We start from the raw sequence: 17,305 nt of genomic DNA on the forward strand, positions 1-17,305 counted from the left end.
GACGGTGCGCATCCACACTGAGCGCCGTCCGCAGGCAGAAACTGGTCGGCGGCCCCTCAATTTTGCCCAGATGTTCCCGCAGACGCTTGAATCATTAATCCGGATGTAGCCAATTCGCTTCACTGACTTATCTTCCGACGATAATGCGTATTGCTGAACCGTGCAGTTACCGAAGATCTCGATGAGAGAAATAAAAAACCCTCGCGCGACGACGAGGGTTTTTCGCTCCCGACTGCATGGGCGGCGCGCCCGGCGCAGCGCACTTACAGCGGCTGAATGTTGGCCGCCTGCTTGCCCTTCGGGCTGGTCTTGACTTCAAAAGACACCCGCTGGTTTTCCTTCAACGACTTGAAACCCTCGCTACGGATCTCCGAAAAATGGGCGAAAAGATCCTCGCCACCCGCGTCCGACGTAATGAAGCCAAAACCCTTAGCATCGTTGAACCATTTGACGACACCAGTTTCCATTTCCTGTTTTCCCTCGGTGATTTATCCAAAGCGGGCATTGCCCTTGAATCGATCCAACCCCGATTCAGTTGCCCATATTTGAAACAGCCAATCAAATTCGGCTTTGCCGTTATACGGGGAACCGAGAATCGCCGTCAAGTAAACTTTTCATATGCGTTTAGCGTATAAAAAGATAATGCTTAAAATCGCATGGATATAGGTTAACTCGTCAAACTTACTTGGAATGATTTTAGCCCAGAGTGGAAACGGAAAAATTTGCCAGAATATGCAATGCGAATGTAACAAAATCCATCTTTGCGTAAGTGTTTGTCCGACTTGTTGCTGCGCAGTCCGACTCGCATCATTCAGATGAGTTGTAGCGATGTGCTTAGGAGGTTGTCATGTTCCAGGAAATTCGCCGTCTGTTCGCCTGGCTAACTCATTCGCACGCAAAGGTCATACCAGATCAACCAACCGCGGAATCATCCACGGCATTCGACTTCGATCCGATGTGGCATGGAGACCACTGGCAGAACCTGCTCTCCTCGCCGATGGATGCGCGCCGTTATGTGATGGAAGACTGGAGCGTGGCCGCGCAGGGCGATTGGGGCGACGCGGAAGGCACCGCCCCCGCTCACTAGAGCAGTTCGCGAAGGTCGTCTGCCATAAAAAAAGCGCGACTGGAAGGTCGCGCTGACAAAGGTTTGGAGATCTTTTTCGTCAACGAAAAAGTCTGCTTCGGAAAGCAGAAACTAAAGTATAGCGGTCGTATGCGATTTCGATTATTCACACGATTGACAATCGTGTATTGCCGCAATAACAACAATCGTTTTCCGCATTTCTTCCCGTTGTTTTTCCGCATCGTTTGATGTCGCGAATCAGCAACGCGGTTTAGGAAAAATCAGACGCTGAATTCCGCCGAGTCGTCGCAAAGCCTTTATCCATAAGGCCCGAATGGCGAATCACGATCGTTTCTTGATGCGTAATACTTTATTGCGCAAATCGGAACATCAACTCCTGGAAGTGTCTCTCTACACTCTGCGTAATCGGAAACCGGCGCGGATCTGGTCAGCGCGCTTCTCACGCGGATTCCGCTTCTCGCAGCGCTCGCGTGAAGGTCTCCTAAGCTAGGGTTCTATACCTCTCTCGCTCTTGGAGTTATATCAATGAAGAAGACACTCATGGTCGCTGCCCTGTCGGGCGTTTTCGTCACGGCAGCGCACGCGCAAAGTAGCGTCACCCTGTATGGCCTGATCGACGCCGGGATTACTTATACGAATAACCAGCGCGTCAGTGCTACCCAGCACGGCGCCAACGTTGCGATGACGAGCGGTTCGGTGAACGGTAGCCGCTGGGGCCTGCGTGGCGCTGAAGATCTCGGCGGTGGTCTGAAGGCCATCTTCACGTTGGAAAACGGCTTCGGCATCAACGACGGCACGCTCAAGCAGCAGGGCCGTATGTTCGGCCGGCAGGCCTTCGTCGGTCTGTCGAGCGACCAGTTCGGCGCTGTCACGCTCGGCCGTCAATATGACAGCATGGTCGACTTCGTCGGCCCGCTGGCGCTGACCGGCACGCAATACGGCGGCACCCAGTTCGCCCACCCGTTCGACAACGACAACCTGAACAACTCGTTCCGTATCAACAACTCGGCCAAGTACACGAGCGCGAACTACGGCGGCTTCAAGTTCGGCGCGTTGTACGGCTTTTCGAACCAGGCTAGCGGCTTCGCGAACAACCGCGCATACAGCGCGGGCGCATCGTACAACTGGGGTGGCCTGAACGTCGCAGCCGCTTACTTGCAACTGAACGCCAACGGCGCAACCGGCGCGGCCGCAGCGTTCAATTCGGGTGGCGCAGTATCGGGCGACAACACGTTCTTCGCGCAACGTCAGCAAACATGGGGCGCAGGCGCCAACTACGCGTTCGGCCCGGCAACCGTTGGTATCGTGTACTCGCAGACGAACCTGCATGGCCTCGTCGGCATCAGCCAGGGCTCATCGGGTGTCTCGGGCGGTATCGGCTTCCCGTCCAACAGCGCCCAGTTCCAGAATTTCGAGGGTAACGCTCGTTACGCTCTGACACCGGCGATCAGCGTTGCCGCTGCGTACACGTACACCCGCGCTAACCTGTCCAGCACACATGTGCACTGGAACCAGGTCGACCTGCAGACCGCATACGCGTTGTCCAAGCGTACCGACGTGTACCTGCAAGGCGTGTATCAGGCAGCAAACGAAGGCTCGATCGTCCCCGCCTTCATCAATGGCGTGGGTAACGCTTCGGGCAACAACAAGCAAGTCGCTGTGACGGCCGGCCTGCGTCACCGCTTCTAAGCACCGCGCAAGGACTGGCAGTAGAGAAGGCGCCGTTCGCGGCGCCTTTTTTTATGTTCGCGCCGAAGGGGTCTTTCGCCAGACTTTGCGTGCTCCTCCACCAGCGCCCTAGCGGTCGGCATCAGGTGGCGGGTATTTGACGTCGAGAATGTCGATCGGCTGAGGGCCGGCCGGCGTGAACAGCGTGACCGTATCGCCGACCTTGGCCTTCAGCAGCGCACGCGCAATGGGCGAAATCCAGCTCACGTGCCCAATGTCGAGGTCGACCTCGTCGACACCGACGATCGTCACCTTATGCTCTTCGCCGTCCTCGGTCGCATAGTCGACCGTCGCGCCGAAGAACACCTGGTCGAGGTTTTCCTGCTGGCTGCTATCGACGACCTGGGCCAGATCGAGCCGCTTGGTCAGGAAACGGATGCGCCGGTCAATTTCGCGCAAACGTCGTTTGCCGTAGATGTAGTCGCCATTCTCCGAGCGGTCGCCGTTCGACGCCGCCCACGACACGAGCTTGACGACCTCGGGCCGCTCGAGATCGATCAGATGCAGCAACTCATCGCGCATACGCCGATGACCGGCGGGAGTCATGTAATTTTTGGTGCCTGCGGGCACGTCGGGCTGGGTGACGTCGAGATCGTCGTCGTTGTCCTCGCTCGACTCTTTGACAAAGGCCTTGTTCATAATCGTCCATTAACAGCAGCTAGCAACAACCTGATAAAAGGTTACACGATCGGGCCGGCGACACAAATCGCCGTGATGGGCTTCCATTTTTCAATTCGGTTGGCTATAATCTCGTTTCTGTGTGCGGCTGTAGCTCAGTTGGATAGAGTACTTGGCTACGAACCAAGGGGTCGTGGGTTCGAATCCTGCCAGCCGCGCCACCTTTTTCGAGAGCTTCCTTGCCGGGAGCTCTCAGGTTTGACCGGTTTTTGCAGCAAGCATCACTGTTTTGCGTGCGGCTGTAGCTCAGTTGGATAGAGTACTTGGCTACGAACCAAGGGGTCGTGGGTTCGAATCCTGCCAGCCGCGCCACCTATGAAGGGCCTTCCAATCGGAAGGCCCTTTGTTTTTCTGGCACACCGTGCACCGTGCACCGTGCGCCAACTCAACGCGGCGGCGACTGGATATCCCCGATCTGCCCGTCCGGGTGCGGCAAGTCCTCGACGACCCCGTCCACCGTCTGCTCGCTGATCGTCTCCGCCCGCATGCCCGTCAGTGCCTGGCGCTCGCGCAGCACGTCGTCGACGGTATCGCCGAAATGGCTCGCGACGAACGCCCGCAGCAAAGCAATGCGCAGCGAGTCGCCACTCCCCTTCGAGGCCCGCTGTCCGCCCTTGAACTCCGCGACGCACAACGCGCCTTTTTCGCTCTGCTCGCGCACATCGAGCCGGATCGCGCGCTCGAGCACAACGGCGGCCGTTTCCCATGACGCGCAAGGCGTGAAGCGCCCGTCCCACGGACGACCACGATCGTTGCCGCGGATCGCAACAGTCTCGCCACTATCGGTAAAGTAGATTTCGCGCACGAAGTCGTGCAGGCTGCGCGCCACCCAGTAATCGAGCGCCACGCCAGCGAGGTCGGATACGTTCATCTGCGTTCTCCCCCGGGTTCAGGTGAGACTTGCCTTCAGTTGTATCCTGAGCCGCACGAAAGATGCCAGACTGGCGTGAACCGCCAGTCCAGGCCGCGCCGACGCCCAGCCGGAAGCCGCTCAGTAATCCGCGCGCTCGCGGTCGATACGCATGCCGCCGTCGTGGCGGTGATGCCCTTCTTCGCTCGGCCGCTCACGCGTGATGCGCATCACGTCCGGATTCGTGCGCACGCGCCGCATCACATTGGCCAGATGCACACGATCGCTGACCTGAATCACGAAGCGCAGAATCGTGGATTCCTGCGACAGATCTTCGTCCATCGCGATATGGACGATGTTCGCGTCCGCCGACGTGATGTCGGCCGCTACGCGGGCGAATACGCCCTTGGTATTCTTGACCAGCACCTTCACCGCGACATCGAACAGACGCCCCGGCTGCGGCGCCCACGCAACGTCGATCCAGCGCCCCGGATCGCGCCGGTGGATACGCTGCGCGACGCGGCAGTCGGTGGTGTGGATCGCCATGCCGAGGCCGATGCCGATATAGCCCATGATGTCGTCGCCCGGAATCGGACGGCAACACGCGGACAGCTGCACCGACATGCCCTCGGTACCAGTGATGACGACCGGTGGCGCATGCGGCGTCGAGCCGGACTCGGAGCGCGAGCCGTCGTCGTCGGCGTCGCGCCCGCTCATCAGCACTTCGATGCGCTTGGCCATCACCGCGGCGACCCGTCGGCCAAGACCGATGTCCGCGAAAATTTCCTGACGGTTCTTGTTGCCCGTCCATTGCACGAGCTTTTCCCACGCTTCCGGCGTCACGTCCGATAGCGCGAGGCCGTACGCCTTCAACGCCTGATCGACGAGACGCTCGCCGAGCTGCACCGACTCGTTCAGGCGCATCGTCTTCAGATAATGACGGATCGCCGAGCGCGCCTTGCCGCTGCGCACAAAGCCGAGCCATGCGGGGTTCGGTTTCGAATACGGCGCCGTGATGACCTCGACGATGTCGCCGCTCTTCAGTTCGGTTCGCAACGGCAGCAGCTCGTTGTTGATCTTCACCGCGACGCACTGGTTGCCGAGATCGCTGTGGATCGAATACGCGAAGTCGAGCGCGGTGGCGCCGCGCGGCAGCGCCATGATCTTCGACTTCGGCGTGAACACGTAGACCGCGTCCGGGAACAGGTCGATCTTCACGTGCTCGAGGAATTCGCTCGAATCGCCCGCTTCGCTCTGAATGTCGAGCAGCGACTTCAGCCACTGGTGCGCGCGCTTTTGCACGTCGTTAAGGTCCGCGCTGCCGTTCTTGTAAAGCCAATGCGCGGCAACGCCCGCCTCGGCGATCTCGTGCATCTTGCGCGTGCGCACCTGAAACTCGATCGGCGCGCCGAACGGGCCGACGAGCGTGGTATGCAGCGACTGATAGCCGTTCACCTTGGGGATCGCGATGTAATCCTTGAACTTGCCCGGCACAGGCTTGAACAGCGCATGCAGCGCGCCGATGCAGGTATAGCACTCGAGCGCGCTGTCGACGACCACGCGAAAACCATACACGTCGAGCACCTGCGAGAACGACAGCTGCTTGTCGCGCATCTTCTTGTAAATGCTGAAGATGGTTTTCTCGCGACCGGTGACTTCGGCGTCGAGCTTTGCGTCGGCAATCGCACGCTGCACCGATTCGAGAATCTTGCCGACCACCTCGCGACGATTACCGCGCGCCGCCTTCACGGCTTTTTCGAGCGTCGCGTAACGATGCGGGTTGAAATTCGCGAAGCTCAGGTCCTGCAGCTCGCGATAGGTATTGTTCAGGCCGAGCCGGTGAGCGATCGGCGCGTAGATGTCGAGCGTTTCGCGCGCCACGCGGCGACGTTTCTCCGGCGGCACCGCGCCGAGCGTGCGCATGTTGTGCAGCCGGTCCGCGAGCTTCACGAGGATCACGCGCACGTCGCGCGCCATCGCGAGCAGCATCTTGCGGAAGTTCTCCGCCTGCGCTTCCTCGCGATTGCGAAACTCCATCTTGTCCAGCTTGGACAACCCGTCGACCAGTTCCGCGACCTTCGCGCCGAAGCGCTCGGCGAGCTCCGCTTTGGTCACGCCCTGGTCTTCCATCACGTCGTGCAACAGCGCGGCCATGATCGCCTGGGCGTCGAGATTCCAGCCCGCGCAGATTTCCGCGACGGCGACCGGATGGGTGATGTAGGGTTCGCCGCTCTGGCGATACTGGCCGAGGTGGGCTTCGTCGCTGAAGTGGAACGCCGCCTTGATGTCCTTGATTTCTTCCGGCGGCAGATAGCCGGACAACGCGGACGTCAGATTGGCGATGGAGACGACGTCATGCCGGCGCGGCTGCTCCGGCGTGGCGGTCGGCCCGAACAGATGACGAAACGATTGCTCGAGGACCGCGTCGATGTACTTGCGTGCAGACGACGGCGCGTCGGTGTCGTGTTCCGCTTCCGTGGCGGTGGGCGGGGTAGCACTCATGGTCGCCTCCGGTAGCGGTCAGGGTTGGACACAGTTCTGCACGTTGAGCAATCCGGTGTGGCGAATACCGGACAAAGTCGAAAACGAAAATCCGTGCGCCTTAGACCGGCACCTTCTTCAGCATTTCGACGCCGACCTGACCCGATGCGATTTCACGCAGCGCGAGGACGGTGGGCTTGTCGCGGCTTTCGATCTTCGGCGTGTGGCCTTGAGCGAGCTGACGCGCGCGATAGGTCGCGGCAAGCGCGAGTTCGAAACGGTTCGGGATCTGTTTGAGGCAGTCTTCGACGGTAATGCGGGCCATGTTGGGTTCCTTCTCAGTATGTTGCTTATTCTACCTTATGTGCCTGACGGCACGCCGCGCTCACGCGTGCGGCAGGTGGATGCCGAGCTGCATGAAAAGCTGCGTGTGACGCGCGTACTGCGACGCGAAGCGCGAGCGCGTCGCGCCGACGAGGCACTGCAATTCAGCCAGCGCACGATCGAAGTTTTCGTTGATCACCACGTACTCCGCTTCCGCCGCGTGCGCGATCTCGCCGCCCGCCGCGAGCAGGCGTCGCGTGATCACGTTCGGTTCGTCCTGGCCGCGCTTTTTCAGACGCTCTTCGAGCGCTTCGAGCGACGGCGGCAGAATGAAAATCTCCACCGCGTTGTGGAATTGCTTCTTCACCTGCTGCGCGCCTTGCCAGTCGATTTCGAGCAGCACGTCATGGCCGTTTTTCATCTGCTCCTCGATCCACACGCGCGACGTGCCGTAGTAGTTGCCGTGCACTTCCGCGCTTTCGAGGAACTCGCCCGCATCGTGACGCCGCATGAAGTCTTCGACGGTCGTGAAGTGATAGTGCTCGCCGTCCTGCTCCTTCGGACGCGGGGGGCGCGTCGTGTACGAGATCGACAGACGGATCGCGTCGTCGCCCGCGAGCAGCGCGTTCACGAGCGTCGACTTGCCCGCGCCCGACGGCGCGACGACCATGAACAGATTGCCGGGATAGGCGCCGGCGTACGGATGGCGCGGCGCGCCGGCTTCGCGTGGATGATGGTCGGTCATGATGTGTAGTGCTCCAGCCTTATTCGAGATTCTGTACCTGCTCGCGCATCTGTTCGATCAGTAGTTTCAGCGTCATCGACGAATCCGCGAGTTCCTTCGCCGCCGCCTTCGAACCCAGCGTGTTCGCTTCGCGGTTCAGCTCCTGCATCATGAAGTCGAGCCGCTTGCCGACCTTGCCGCCCTTCTCGATCACGTGACGCGTTTCGTTCAGGTGCGCGGTGAGGCGCGACAGTTCTTCGGCAATGTCGATGCGAATGCCGTACATCGTCACTTCCTGGCGAATCCGCTCGTTGATCTCTTCGCGCGACACGATCGTCACGGCCGCATCCGGCGCGGCGATGCCGAGCGCTTCCTGCAGACGCTCGACGATCTTCTGCTGATGCCGCGCGATCAGCTCGGGCACGAGCGGCGTGATCTTCGTGACGATCGCTTCCATTTCGGTGACGTTGCCGAGCAGCATCGTCGCGAGTTGCGCGCCTTCGCGAGCGCGCACATCGATCAGGTCCGCGATCGCCTGCTTGCCGCACGCGAGCACCGTGTCGCGCAACGTCTCGGGCGCGATGCCGCTTTCGGCGAGCACGCCCGGCCAGCGCAGAATTTCGCCAGTCCGCAGACGGCCGGCTTCCGGAAACGTGTCGAGCACCGTGCGTTCCAGCTGCGCGAGTTCCGCGAGCGCGTCGCGGTTGATCGCGCCCGCGTTCGCCGACTGCTCGCTGCGCTGCAGATTCACGCGAATGTCGACCTTGCCGCGCGACAGCTTGTTCATCAGCATTTCGCGCAGCGTCGGTTCGACGACGCGCACGTCTTCCGGCATGCGGAAGTTCAGGTCGAGAAAGCGCGAGTTCACCGTGCGCAATTCGACCGACACGCTGACGCCACCAGTGCCCGAAGCCGCCACGAGTTCGCGCGTGGCGCTCGCATAGCCAGTCATGCTGTAGATCATCGTATATCTCGCGATTGTGGCCATGCGTTCGACGATGGCCTGAGAAGCGGATCGCCCGGCGTGTACGAGACGCGGGGCGGGGAACCGGCATTATCCCATTTTTGGCGGTGCCATCCGCTCGTGAGCGAGCACGGACGCGGCTCGGCACGCGGCTGCTTTCACGGTACGGATTTGCCGCTCGTCGTTACGATGACCCTCGCGTGCTCAAGCGGCACTCATCACCCGCAACCTTGTGTGCCATGCGCATCGGCAACCGCCCTATTCGATCGGCGGTAAAATTAGGGTTTTTCCTCCGCCCCTCTTCCGGCCTTTCCGCACACAACGCGACCCATTCCGACATGAGCAACGACACCCCACGCCCCAGCGGCCGCCAGCCCAACCAGTTGCGCGACGTGCGCATCACGCGTCACTACACGAAGCATGCGGAGGGCTCGGTGCTGGTCGAGTTCGGCGACACCAAGGTGATCTGCACCGCGAGCGTCAGCGAGAGCGTGCCGCCGTTCCTGCGCGATCGCGGCCAGGGCTGGCTCACCGCCGAATACGGCATGCTGCCGCGCGCCACGCATACGCGCAGTGACCGCGAAGCCGCGCGCGGCAAACAGACCGGCCGCACGCAGGAAATTCAGCGGCTGATCGGCCGCGCGCTGCGCTCGGTGTTCGATCTCGAGAAGCTCGGCGCGCGCACGATCAATCTCGACTGCGACGTGATCCAGGCCGACGGCGGCACGCGCACCGCGAGCATCACCGGCGCGTTCGTCGCCGCGCATGATGCGGTCGCCAGATTACTCGCCACAGGCCGCATCGAAAGCTCGCCGATCACGGATTACGTCGCCGCGATTTCGGTCGGCGTGTACGACGGCGTGCCGGTGCTCGACCTCGACTACGACGAAGACTCGCAGTGCGACACCGACATGAACGTCGTGATGACGGGCGCGGGCGGCTTCGTCGAAATTCAGGGCACCGCGGAAGGCGTGGCGTTCTCGCGCGAAGAAATGAATGCGCTGCTCGATCTCGCGAGCGACGGCATCAGCAGGCTGATCGCGAAGCAGAAAGAAGCGCTGGGAGTGCAGCAGTGAATGAGGTTCGTCAGGACGGCGGCGGGAACGATGCTCTCGGCATAACGTCGGGCATGCCGTTGAAAAAAGTCGTGCTCGCGTCGAACAACGCGGGCAAGCTGCGCGAATTCGCGGCGCTGCTCGGCGCGGCCGGCATCGAGTTGATCCCGCAAGGCGCGCTCAATGTACCGGAAGCGGAAGAGCCGCACCCCACGTTCGTCGAAAACGCGCTCGCCAAGGCTCGTCACGCGGCGAAGCTGACCGGCCTGCCCGCGCTCGCCGACGACTCGGGCCTTTGCGTGCGTGCACTGCGCGGCGCGCCGGGCGTCTACTCGGCCCGCTTCGCGCAACTCGCCGGCGGCGAGAAAAGCGACGCGGCGAACAACGCGCGACTCGTCGAAGAACTGCGGAGCGCGAGCGATCGGCGCGGCTATTACTACTGCGTGCTCGCCCTCGTGCGTCACGCGGACGATCCCGAACCGCTGATCGCCGAAGGCCGCTGGCATGGCAAAATCCTCGACGCGCCGCGCGGCGAACATGGCTTCGGTTACGACCCGTACTTCTATCTGCCCTCGCTTAACGCGAGCGCCGCCGAGCTCGAGCCGGCGGTCAAGAACGCCAGCAGTCATCGCGCGATCGCGCTGCGGCAACTGCTCGCCCGTTTGTCGGAGGAAGCGTGATTCCGATCCGATCGACACCGGCGGACATCGGCAACGGTGTCGTCAAGGCATTCACGTCGCTAGGCGGCATCCGTTTGACGTCCCTGCCGCCGCTTGCGCTGTACGTGCATTTTCCGTGGTGCGTGCGCAAGTGCCCATATTGCGATTTCAATTCGCACGAGTGGAAGGGTGAGACGTTCCCGGAGAACGACTACCTCGACGCGCTGCGCGCCGATCTGGAAATGGCCTTGCCACTGATCTGGGGCCGCCAGGTGCACACGGTGTTCATCGGCGGGGGCACGCCGAGTTTGCTGTCGGCGGCGGGGCTCGATCGCATGCTGTCGGACATCCGCGCGCTGCTGCCGCTCGACGCCGACGCGGAAATCACGCTAGAAGCGAACCCCGGCACGTTCGAAGCCGACAAGTTCGCGCAGTTTCGCGCGAGCGGCGTAAACCGGCTGTCGGTGGGCATCCAGAGTTTCAACGAAACGCATCTGAAGGCGCTCGGCCGCATTCACGACGCGGCGCAGGCGCGCCACGCGGTCGAAGTCGCCGCGACCACGTTCGACAACTTCAACCTCGACCTGATGTTCGCGCTGCCCAGGCAAACGCTCGCCGAATGCCAGGTCGACGTGGAAACGGCGTTGTCGTTTGCACCGCCGCATCTGTCGCTGTATCACCTGACGCTCGAACCGAACACGCTGTTCGCCAAGTTCCCGCCCGCGCTGCCCGACGACGACGCGTCCGCGGACATGCAGGACTGGATTCATCAACGCTCCGCCCAAGCCGGCTATGAGCGCTACGAGGTGTCCGCGTATGCGCGGCCGCATCGGCAGAGCAAACACAATCTGAACTACTGGCGTTTCGGCGACTATCTCGGCATCGGCGCGGGCGCACATACGAAGCTGTCGTTTCCGAATCGCATCGTGCGTCAGGCGCGCTACAAACATCCGACCACGTTCATCGAGCAGGCCAAGGCCGGGGCAAGCGTGCAGGAAGAGCACGAGGTCGGGCCACGCGATCTGCCGTTCGAGTTCATGCTGAACGCGCTGCGCCTGGTGGAAGGGTTTCCGGTGCATCGGTTCATCGAGCGCACGGGTCTGTCGATCACGACGATCGAACCGGCGTTGCAGGAAGCGGAACGGCGCAAGCTGATTACGCGCGACCACGAACGGATCGCGCCGACGCCGCTTGGGCAGGCGTTCCTGAACGATCTGCAGGCGCTGTTCCTGAAAGATCCGCAGTGATGCCGGGTCGTCTGGACTCGGCAGCGAGGTCTTTCCAGGTTACAATTCGCGGTTTGGAGGTGTGGCCGAGTGGTTTAAGGCACCGGTCTTGAAAACCGGCGAAGGAGCAATCCTTCCGTGAGTTCGAATCTCACCGCCTCCGCCAGTCTTTCAAGAAAAACCCCGTAAGTTCAGCGACTTACGGGGTTTTTTGTTTTTCTTATCCCGATGATCCGCTGCGCGAGTGCCGTCAGCGACTGGAAAGATCATAGACGAGAGGTACGGTCGGTCCCCGCGAGCAACCGCACTACGGGCGCGAAAAATCGCAATGTTCTTGCGGGCCGCTTTTATCTGTTTCGTCAAAACCCGTGGAGATTTTGGGCGGTCGCCCATGTACGGACTGCCTGTCGCACGGTACTTATCTGACTGCTGTCAACACCGGCAGCGGCTTCACCATCGACACACCTATGTACGTTCAGCGACATTCTTCACGCTATGAAGCAGTACAACAAATTGCGCGGCGACAACAACGTGATCTGGCATGACGATGGAGACGTGGAATTTACCAGCGTGATTATCGACAACATGCACAGTTGGGCACCCTAAAGGAATGTTATGGTAACGACCCATCAACTTGCACATGCTTCTTTCACTATCTATCAGGACGTGGAGCGGCCCGAATTCTGGACAAACTATTTTGGCGTTGAACCGGACATGCAGAGCGTTCGGGGGCAATTCCGCACTACACCGTCTGGGTGCACTAGCAAGTACCCCGCTCGAATTGTGTATGGAGTGTGGGTAGCAAGGGGCATGTTCAGAGTGATCTTCTCGCGCCTCACCTTCGCTATCTTGTCGAACGCTTGGCATTGCCCCGATTAGACCTGCCCGAATTGCTCAAGCGCACTGGCGCACAGATGCGTTTCTTCTGTTATTGGGACAACGAGAGCGGCGACCGCGTGCCTGATGTGCCCGACGATATCCGCACCATGATGGAAGCCATGGGCGGCACGGTTGAGATTGACGAATATCGATAGAGCCTCGCTCGAATGCACAAGCCGATCCCTTGCTCGACGCAGTATGCGCAAGCGCCCGTTCGGCAACGGTTGCGCCAAGGCATCGCCGGTTGATGCTCGACCTTTGCCGCGCGCTTCGGCAGGATCTGATCGTGAAAACGAGAAAAGCCTGCGACGCTTCAGGTACTCGCTTGCACCACCCCGAACTAAACCACCCCCACCGCCTCAACCTCGATCTTGAACCCATAATGCAACTGCGGCACCGGCACGACCGCGCGCGCCGGTTTCGCCTCACCGGCCCAGCGCGCGTAGATCTGATTGAAGCTCGCCCAATGTTCGACATCGACGACATACACGCGCACCTGCACCAATTGCGCGACGCTGCTGCCGACGCTTTCGAGCGCCGCCTTCACATTGGCCAGAACCTGTTCGGCTTGCGCGTCGAAGGACGCATCGGCGAGCTTGTCGCCTTGCGCATTGATCGGCAATTGCCCGGACACGAAGACGAAGCCATTCGCGACCGCCACATGACTGTAGTGACCGCCGGGTTTCGCCAGCGCGGCGGGATTGTAGGTGTGAGGCAAACGTGGGGCGTGCGTGCTATCGGTCATCAACCACTCCGGAAGTGAAATTGCCGGAGCGGTTCATCGCCGTGCTTCATTCGGCCCGAACCCGCGCATCACGCATCCGCGATCTCGAGCTTCTCGCGCGCATCCGCACAACGGCGATTCAGATCGCGATGCATCAGCTGGCTATCGAGCAGAGCCGATACATCCGTCAACCCGTGATCAAAGCGCAACACATATTCGATGTCGGTGTAATCGTAGTAAGCGCCGCTGTCGGCCAGCCGTTGCGCTTCGGCGAATGCGGCAAATTGCCGTTCGCCGTTCATCAGGTCTTTGATCGCCATGATTGCCGCTCCGAGGAACAGTGACTTCATCATAGCAATGCAAACCGCGACGCACGGTGGTGCGCGCGCAACATCAGGTGTTTTCCGGAGACGCGCCCGGTGAACTCACGCGTCGGTCGATACCGACGGCCCGTGTAGCTCGAGCGTCATATGGCTTTCACGCCGTTTTCACAGCGCCCGCGCAGTGCTCGACCTCAATACCCAAACAGCACACGCTACACAGCCGCAACCGGCGACTTCGTCCCGTTCCAGCGCATCACGAGCCTGCGTCCGACAAAGCACAGGCAGCCCGCCACGCCGACCACGATGCCCATGCCCTTCGGCGTGCCGTCCTGCCACAGTCCGACCGCGAGGCTCGACAACGCGCCGAGCGCGAGCTGCACCGCGCCGAACACGGCCGCCGCGGCACCTGCGTTGACCGGATAGCGATGCATCAGATCGGTCGTGCAGTTGGCGGACAACACGCCCACCACGCTGACGACGAAGAAGAGGCCAAACACGATCGACCACAAGCCGCCCCACCCCGTCAGCGACACGACGGACACGAACAGCGACGCGACGAAGCTCACGCTCGCCGCAAACGAGATGATCGGCACCGGCCCGAGCCGGCCGACCAGCCGCGTATTCAGGTAATTGCCGAACATGATGCCGACGATATTCAGCGCGAACAGGAAGCCATAGTGCTGCGCGGACACGTGGAAATACTCGATGTACACGAACGGCGTCGCCGTGATGTACGCGAACATCGACGCGAACGCCATGCCGCCACACAACATATGTCCCCACGCGACCGGATCGCGCAGCAGCGTGCCATACGCGCCGAACGACTTCAGCAGCGCCGACTGCGCGCGCATCTCGCGCGGCCACGTCTCCGGCACCTTCAGGAATGCGGTCACCGCGCACACGGCCCCGAACAGCGTCAGCGCGACGAATACGGCGCGCCAGCCGCCCAGCAGCAGCAACTGTCCGCCGATCAGCGGCGCGAGCAGCGGACCGATCGCCGTGACGATCGCGATCATCGACAGTACACGCGCCGCATCGCCGGGCTCGTGCGCGTCGCGCGCGATCGCGCGAGCCAGCACCGACGCCGCCCCCGCGCCCAACGCCTGCACGAAGCGAAAGCCGACCAGCGAGCCGATCGAGATCGATAGCGCGCAGGCGATGCTCGCGAGCGCATACATGATGATGCCGCCGAGCAGGATCGGCCGACGGCCATACGTATCGGACAGCGGACCGTACAGCAGCATGCCGATCGAAAAGCCGAACATGAAGCTCGTCAGCGTCGATTGCGCGGCGCCCGTGCCGACCGCGAAGGCCTGCGCGATGCTCGGCAGGCTCGGCAGATACATGTCGATGGAAATCGGCCCGCACGCGGCCAGCGCGCCGAGCAACAAGATTAGCCGGCCATCGGGCCGGCGTTTGACGACGTGAGACATGGGAAATCCGGATGGAACGCCGCGCCGGAATCGGCAGCGGAACGGGTGAAGCGGGAACGGCCATCAACCGACCGGCTAGATTGTACGCGACGGTTAACCGGCTGACTGTGCGCGCGGCAGCGCCGCGCGGCGCAAACAACGTCGATCGGTTAAGCTGCCGCCTGCATGTCCATCCCCTTCCCCCGATCCCGTTCAAACCCGCGATGACCGCCTTTCTGCTGATCTGGAGCCCCAAAAAATGGCCGTGGCCCGAGCTGCCCGACATCGCCAAACGGGTGGCGGCCGGCGAAGCGGTGACCGACGCATGGGGCTGCGGCTTCGCGCGCGGCATCCTGCCCGGCGATCGCGTGTTCCTGCATCGCGTCGCGCAGGAGCCAAAGGGCATCTTCGGTTCGGGCTACGTGACGCGCGCGCCGTACGAAGTCCCCGACGCGTCGACCAAACGCGGCTACCGGCTGTGCATCGACTTCGTCTACGACTGGCTCGTCGATGCGCATCGCGCGCCGGTCATCCCGCGCGATCAGCTGCGTGTGCATCCGTTTTCGGTGCGCACGTGGGATGCGCAAAGCTCGGGCACGATCATCAAGCCGATCGCCGAAGGCGCGCTGGAGAAGCGCTGGGCCGAATTGACCGGCAAGCGCAAGCCGCCGGCGCTGCCCGCTCCGGGCAGCCAGGCCTGAAATTCCCGCCGCCGCGGCCGCCCGCGCGCACAGCCCGCCGGCCCCGAGTCCGGTACAATTTCTCGATCCATCCCAGCATCGCGCGAAGTGTCCGCGGGAATCGTCCGAGGCCCTTTGCGCCGCTGCGCAACCCTTGCTCCCTATACCAGCCATCGCCATGTCCAGAAACGAAACCCTCTTCGAACGCGCGCAACGCACGATCCCCGGCGGCGTGAATTCGCCGGTGCGGGCTTTCCGTTCCGTCGGCGGCACGCCGCGCTTCATCGAGCGCGCGCAAGGCCCGTACTTCTGGGACGCGGACGGCCAGCGCTATACCGACTACATCGGCTCGTGGGGTCCCATGATCCTCGGCCACGTTCATCCCGAAGTGCTCGAAGCCGTGCAGCGCGTGCTCGTGAATGGCTTCTCGTTCGGCGCACCGACCGAGTCGGAAGTCCAGATCGCCGAGGAAATCTGCAAGCTGGTGCCGTCGATCGAACAGGTACGCATGGTGTCGAGCGGCACCGAGGCGACGATGAGCGCGCTGCGTCTCGCGCGCGGCTTCACGAACCGCAGCCGCATCGTCAAGTTCGAAGGCTGCTATCACGGCCATGCGGACAGCCTGCTCGTAAAGGCTGGCTCGGGCCTCCTGACCTTCGGCAATCCGACCTCGGCGGGCGTGCCGGTCGATATCGCGAAGCACACCACCGTGCTCGAATACAACAACGTCGCCGAGCTCGAAGAAGCGTTCAAGGCGTTCGGCAACGAGATCGCCTCGGTGATCGTCGAGCCGGTTGCGGGCAATATGAACCTCGTGCGCGCGACCCCCGAATTCCTGCAGGCGCTGCGGCGCCTGTGCACCGAGTACGGCTCGGTGCTGATCTTCGACGAAGTGATGTGCGGCTTCCGCGTTGCGCTCGGCGGCGCGCAGCAGCTCTACGGCATCACGCCGGATCTTACGTGCCTCGGCAAGGTGATCGGCGGCGGCATGCCGGCAGCGGCGTTCGGCGGACGGCGCGAGATCATGGCTCACCTCGCGCCGCTCGGCGGCGTCTATCAGGCGGGCACGCTGTCGGGCAATCCGATCGCGGTTGCGGCCGGCCTGAAGACGCTGCAGCTGATCCAGGCGCCCGGCTTCTACGACACGCTCGCCGCACGCACCACGCGTCTCGCGCAAGGGCTCGCGCAGGTCGCCCGCGAAGCAAACGTGCCGTTCGCCGCCGATGCGCTCGGCGGCATGTTCGGCATCTACTTCCGCGAATCGATCCCGACGAGCTTCGCCGACGTCACGAAGAGCGACGTGCCGCGCTTCAATGCGTTCTTCCACAAGATGCTCGACGCGGGCGTGTACTTCGCGCCGTCCGCGTATGAGGCGGGCTTCGTGTCGAGCGCGCACGACGACGCAGTGATCGACGCGACGATCGACGCCGCGCGCGGCGCGTTCGCAGCGTTGAAGGGCTGAACCCGGACTTCAAGCAAAAGCCGCAACCCGCACGACCTAGACACCGCAC

General features: G+C 62.1%; 18 protein-coding genes and 3 tRNA genes. 11 read left to right on the plus strand and 10 right to left on the minus strand.

Annotated elements, in window-relative coordinates:
- Positions 1-263: 263 nt before the first annotated feature.
- Positions 264-467, minus strand: coding sequence for a cold-shock protein (locus AB4Y34_RS07515; RefSeq protein ID WP_013090197.1), 204 nt, complete (start codon positions 465-467; stop codon positions 264-266).
- Between the two features lie 380 nt (positions 468-847).
- Here AB4Y34_RS07515 and AB4Y34_RS07520 point away from each other — a divergent pair, with 380 nt between their 5' ends.
- Together AB4Y34_RS07520 and AB4Y34_RS07525 are read left to right on the plus strand one after the other, a co-directional pair.
- Positions 848-1,087 (plus strand): hypothetical protein, encoded by a 240-nt coding sequence (locus tag AB4Y34_RS07520; RefSeq protein WP_368715681.1) that lies wholly within the window; start codon positions 848-850, stop codon positions 1,085-1,087.
- 525 nt (positions 1,088-1,612) lie between these two features.
- Positions 1,613-2,776: a porin gene (locus AB4Y34_RS07525; RefSeq protein ID WP_176381229.1), complete on the plus strand. Its 1,164-nt coding sequence runs from the start codon at positions 1,613-1,615 to the stop codon at positions 2,774-2,776.
- Positions 2,777-2,884: 108 nt separating this feature from the next.
- On the opposite strand, the gene greB is transcribed toward AB4Y34_RS07525, so the two are convergent.
- Positions 2,885-3,454 carry a transcription elongation factor GreB gene (greB, locus tag AB4Y34_RS07530; RefSeq protein ID WP_368715682.1) on the minus strand — a complete coding sequence of 190 codons (570 nt, stop codon included), beginning with the start codon at positions 3,452-3,454 and terminating at the stop codon, positions 2,885-2,887.
- Between the two features lie 123 nt (positions 3,455-3,577).
- Between greB and AB4Y34_RS07535 the strand changes: the two genes are divergently transcribed.
- Positions 3,578-3,654 (plus strand) — tRNA-Arg (locus AB4Y34_RS07535).
- A 74-nt stretch (positions 3,655-3,728) separates the two neighbouring features.
- Positions 3,729-3,805, plus strand: a tRNA-Arg gene (locus AB4Y34_RS07540).
- Positions 3,806-3,878: 73 nt separating this feature from the next.
- Here AB4Y34_RS07540 and AB4Y34_RS07545 read toward each other — a convergent pair.
- The 5 genes from AB4Y34_RS07545 to AB4Y34_RS07565 form a co-directional block, all read right to left on the minus strand.
- A complete protein-coding gene (locus AB4Y34_RS07545; protein WP_176381227.1) occupies positions 3,879-4,364 on the minus strand; it encodes a phage protein NinX family protein in 486 nt (161 codons plus the stop codon).
- Between the two features lie 120 nt (positions 4,365-4,484).
- Positions 4,485-6,845: a bifunctional (p)ppGpp synthetase/guanosine-3',5'-bis(diphosphate) 3'-pyrophosphohydrolase gene (locus tag AB4Y34_RS07550; protein ID WP_176381226.1), complete on the minus strand. Its 2,361-nt coding sequence runs from the start codon at positions 6,843-6,845 to the stop codon at positions 4,485-4,487.
- Positions 6,846-6,945: 100 nt separating this feature from the next.
- Positions 6,946-7,149, minus strand: a complete 204-nt coding sequence (rpoZ, locus tag AB4Y34_RS07555) for a DNA-directed RNA polymerase subunit omega (protein WP_008921215.1) — start codon at positions 7,147-7,149, stop codon at positions 6,946-6,948.
- Positions 7,150-7,209: 60 nt separating this feature from the next.
- Complete coding sequence (gmk, locus tag AB4Y34_RS07560) at positions 7,210-7,893, minus strand: guanylate kinase (protein WP_176105322.1); 684 nt, start codon at positions 7,891-7,893, stop codon at positions 7,210-7,212.
- Between the two features lie 19 nt (positions 7,894-7,912).
- On the minus strand, positions 7,913-8,836 hold the full coding sequence (locus AB4Y34_RS07565) for a YicC/YloC family endoribonuclease (protein WP_176381225.1): 924 nt from the start codon (positions 8,834-8,836) through the stop codon (positions 7,913-7,915).
- A gap of 338 nt (positions 8,837-9,174) precedes the next feature.
- Between AB4Y34_RS07565 and rph the strand changes: the two genes are divergently transcribed.
- The 5 genes from rph (at position 9,175) to AB4Y34_RS07590 (ending at position 12,810) form a co-directional block, all read left to right on the plus strand.
- Positions 9,175-9,912, plus strand: a complete 738-nt coding sequence (gene rph / locus AB4Y34_RS07570) for a ribonuclease PH (protein WP_176381224.1) — start codon at positions 9,175-9,177, stop codon at positions 9,910-9,912.
- Between the two features lie 53 nt (positions 9,913-9,965).
- The gene (gene rdgB / locus AB4Y34_RS07575; RefSeq protein ID WP_368715838.1) at positions 9,966-10,571 is read left to right on the plus strand and encodes an RdgB/HAM1 family non-canonical purine NTP pyrophosphatase; all 606 of its coding nucleotides are present in this window, start codon (positions 9,966-9,968) and stop codon (positions 10,569-10,571) included.
- A complete protein-coding gene (gene hemW, locus AB4Y34_RS07580; protein WP_368715683.1) occupies positions 10,568-11,797 on the plus strand; it encodes a radical SAM family heme chaperone HemW in 1,230 nt (409 codons plus the stop codon). The genes rdgB and hemW overlap by 4 nt, the downstream gene beginning before the upstream one ends.
- A gap of 55 nt (positions 11,798-11,852) precedes the next feature.
- A tRNA-Ser gene (locus tag AB4Y34_RS07585) sits at positions 11,853-11,942 on the plus strand.
- Positions 11,943-12,570: 628 nt separating this feature from the next.
- The gene (locus tag AB4Y34_RS07590) at positions 12,571-12,810 is read left to right on the plus strand and encodes a hypothetical protein (RefSeq protein ID WP_368715684.1); all 240 of its coding nucleotides are present in this window, start codon (positions 12,571-12,573) and stop codon (positions 12,808-12,810) included.
- Between the two features lie 185 nt (positions 12,811-12,995).
- Here the strand turns inward: AB4Y34_RS07590 and AB4Y34_RS07595 are convergent, their stop codons facing one another.
- The 3 genes from AB4Y34_RS07595 to AB4Y34_RS07605 all read right to left on the minus strand — a co-directional run bounded on the left by AB4Y34_RS07595 (position 12,996) and on the right by AB4Y34_RS07605 (position 15,135).
- Entirely contained in the window at positions 12,996-13,400 is a 405-nt protein-coding gene (locus AB4Y34_RS07595) for a RidA family protein (RefSeq protein ID WP_176381222.1), read from the minus strand.
- Between the two features lie 68 nt (positions 13,401-13,468).
- Entirely contained in the window at positions 13,469-13,699 is a 231-nt protein-coding gene (locus tag AB4Y34_RS07600; RefSeq protein WP_176381221.1) for a hypothetical protein, read from the minus strand.
- 215 nt (positions 13,700-13,914) lie between these two features.
- On the minus strand, positions 13,915-15,135 hold the full coding sequence (locus tag AB4Y34_RS07605) for a Bcr/CflA family multidrug efflux MFS transporter (RefSeq protein ID WP_176381220.1): 1,221 nt from the start codon (positions 15,133-15,135) through the stop codon (positions 13,915-13,917).
- Positions 15,136-15,338: 203 nt separating this feature from the next.
- Here AB4Y34_RS07605 and AB4Y34_RS07610 point away from each other — a divergent pair, with 203 nt between their 5' ends.
- Complete coding sequence (locus AB4Y34_RS07610; RefSeq protein WP_368715839.1) at positions 15,339-15,815, plus strand: hypothetical protein; 477 nt, start codon at positions 15,339-15,341, stop codon at positions 15,813-15,815.
- Between the two features lie 157 nt (positions 15,816-15,972).
- Positions 15,973-17,256 carry a glutamate-1-semialdehyde 2,1-aminomutase gene (gene hemL, locus AB4Y34_RS07615; protein WP_176381218.1) on the plus strand — a complete coding sequence of 428 codons (1,284 nt, stop codon included), beginning with the start codon at positions 15,973-15,975 and terminating at the stop codon, positions 17,254-17,256.
- Positions 17,257-17,305: the final 49 nt, after the last annotated feature.

It is taken from the genome of Paraburkholderia sp. BR10954 (assembly GCF_040965775.1).
GTDB lineage: Bacteria > Pseudomonadota > Gammaproteobacteria > Burkholderiales > Burkholderiaceae > Paraburkholderia > Paraburkholderia youngii.

What these genes read in the sequence shown, in the direction of transcription:
- AB4Y34_RS07600 (WP_176381221.1), bottom strand. Translation starts at nt 13,699, where the DNA reads ATGGCGATCAAAGACCTGATGAACGGCGAACGGCAATTTGCCGCATTC.
- rdgB (WP_368715838.1), top strand. Translation starts at nt 9,966, where the DNA reads ATGCCGTTGAAAAAAGTCGTGCTCGCGTCGAACAACGCGGGCAAGCTG.
- AB4Y34_RS07550 (WP_176381226.1), bottom strand. Translation starts at nt 6,845, where the DNA reads ATGAGTGCTACCCCGCCCACCGCCACGGAAGCGGAACACGACACCGAC.
- AB4Y34_RS07595 (WP_176381222.1), bottom strand. Translation starts at nt 13,400, where the DNA reads ATGACCGATAGCACGCACGCCCCACGTTTGCCTCACACCTACAATCCC.
- AB4Y34_RS07610 (WP_368715839.1), top strand. Translation starts at nt 15,339, where the DNA reads ATGACCGCCTTTCTGCTGATCTGGAGCCCCAAAAAATGGCCGTGGCCC.
- AB4Y34_RS07520 (WP_368715681.1), top strand. Translation starts at nt 848, where the DNA reads ATGTTCCAGGAAATTCGCCGTCTGTTCGCCTGGCTAACTCATTCGCAC.
- hemL (WP_176381218.1), top strand. Translation starts at nt 15,973, where the DNA reads ATGTCCAGAAACGAAACCCTCTTCGAACGCGCGCAACGCACGATCCCC.
- AB4Y34_RS07515 (WP_013090197.1), bottom strand. Translation starts at nt 467, where the DNA reads ATGGAAACTGGTGTCGTCAAATGGTTCAACGATGCTAAGGGTTTTGGC.
- gmk (WP_176105322.1), bottom strand. Translation starts at nt 7,893, where the DNA reads ATGACCGACCATCATCCACGCGAAGCCGGCGCGCCGCGCCATCCGTAC.
- AB4Y34_RS07545 (WP_176381227.1), bottom strand. Translation starts at nt 4,364, where the DNA reads ATGAACGTATCCGACCTCGCTGGCGTGGCGCTCGATTACTGGGTGGCG.
- rpoZ (WP_008921215.1), bottom strand. Translation starts at nt 7,149, where the DNA reads ATGGCCCGCATTACCGTCGAAGACTGCCTCAAACAGATCCCGAACCGT.
- AB4Y34_RS07525 (WP_176381229.1), top strand. Translation starts at nt 1,613, where the DNA reads ATGAAGAAGACACTCATGGTCGCTGCCCTGTCGGGCGTTTTCGTCACG.
- AB4Y34_RS07605 (WP_176381220.1), bottom strand. Translation starts at nt 15,135, where the DNA reads ATGTCTCACGTCGTCAAACGCCGGCCCGATGGCCGGCTAATCTTGTTG.
- AB4Y34_RS07565 (WP_176381225.1), bottom strand. Translation starts at nt 8,836, where the DNA reads ATGATCTACAGCATGACTGGCTATGCGAGCGCCACGCGCGAACTCGTG.
- greB (WP_368715682.1), bottom strand. Translation starts at nt 3,454, where the DNA reads ATGAACAAGGCCTTTGTCAAAGAGTCGAGCGAGGACAACGACGACGAT.
- rph (WP_176381224.1), top strand. Translation starts at nt 9,175, where the DNA reads ATGAGCAACGACACCCCACGCCCCAGCGGCCGCCAGCCCAACCAGTTG.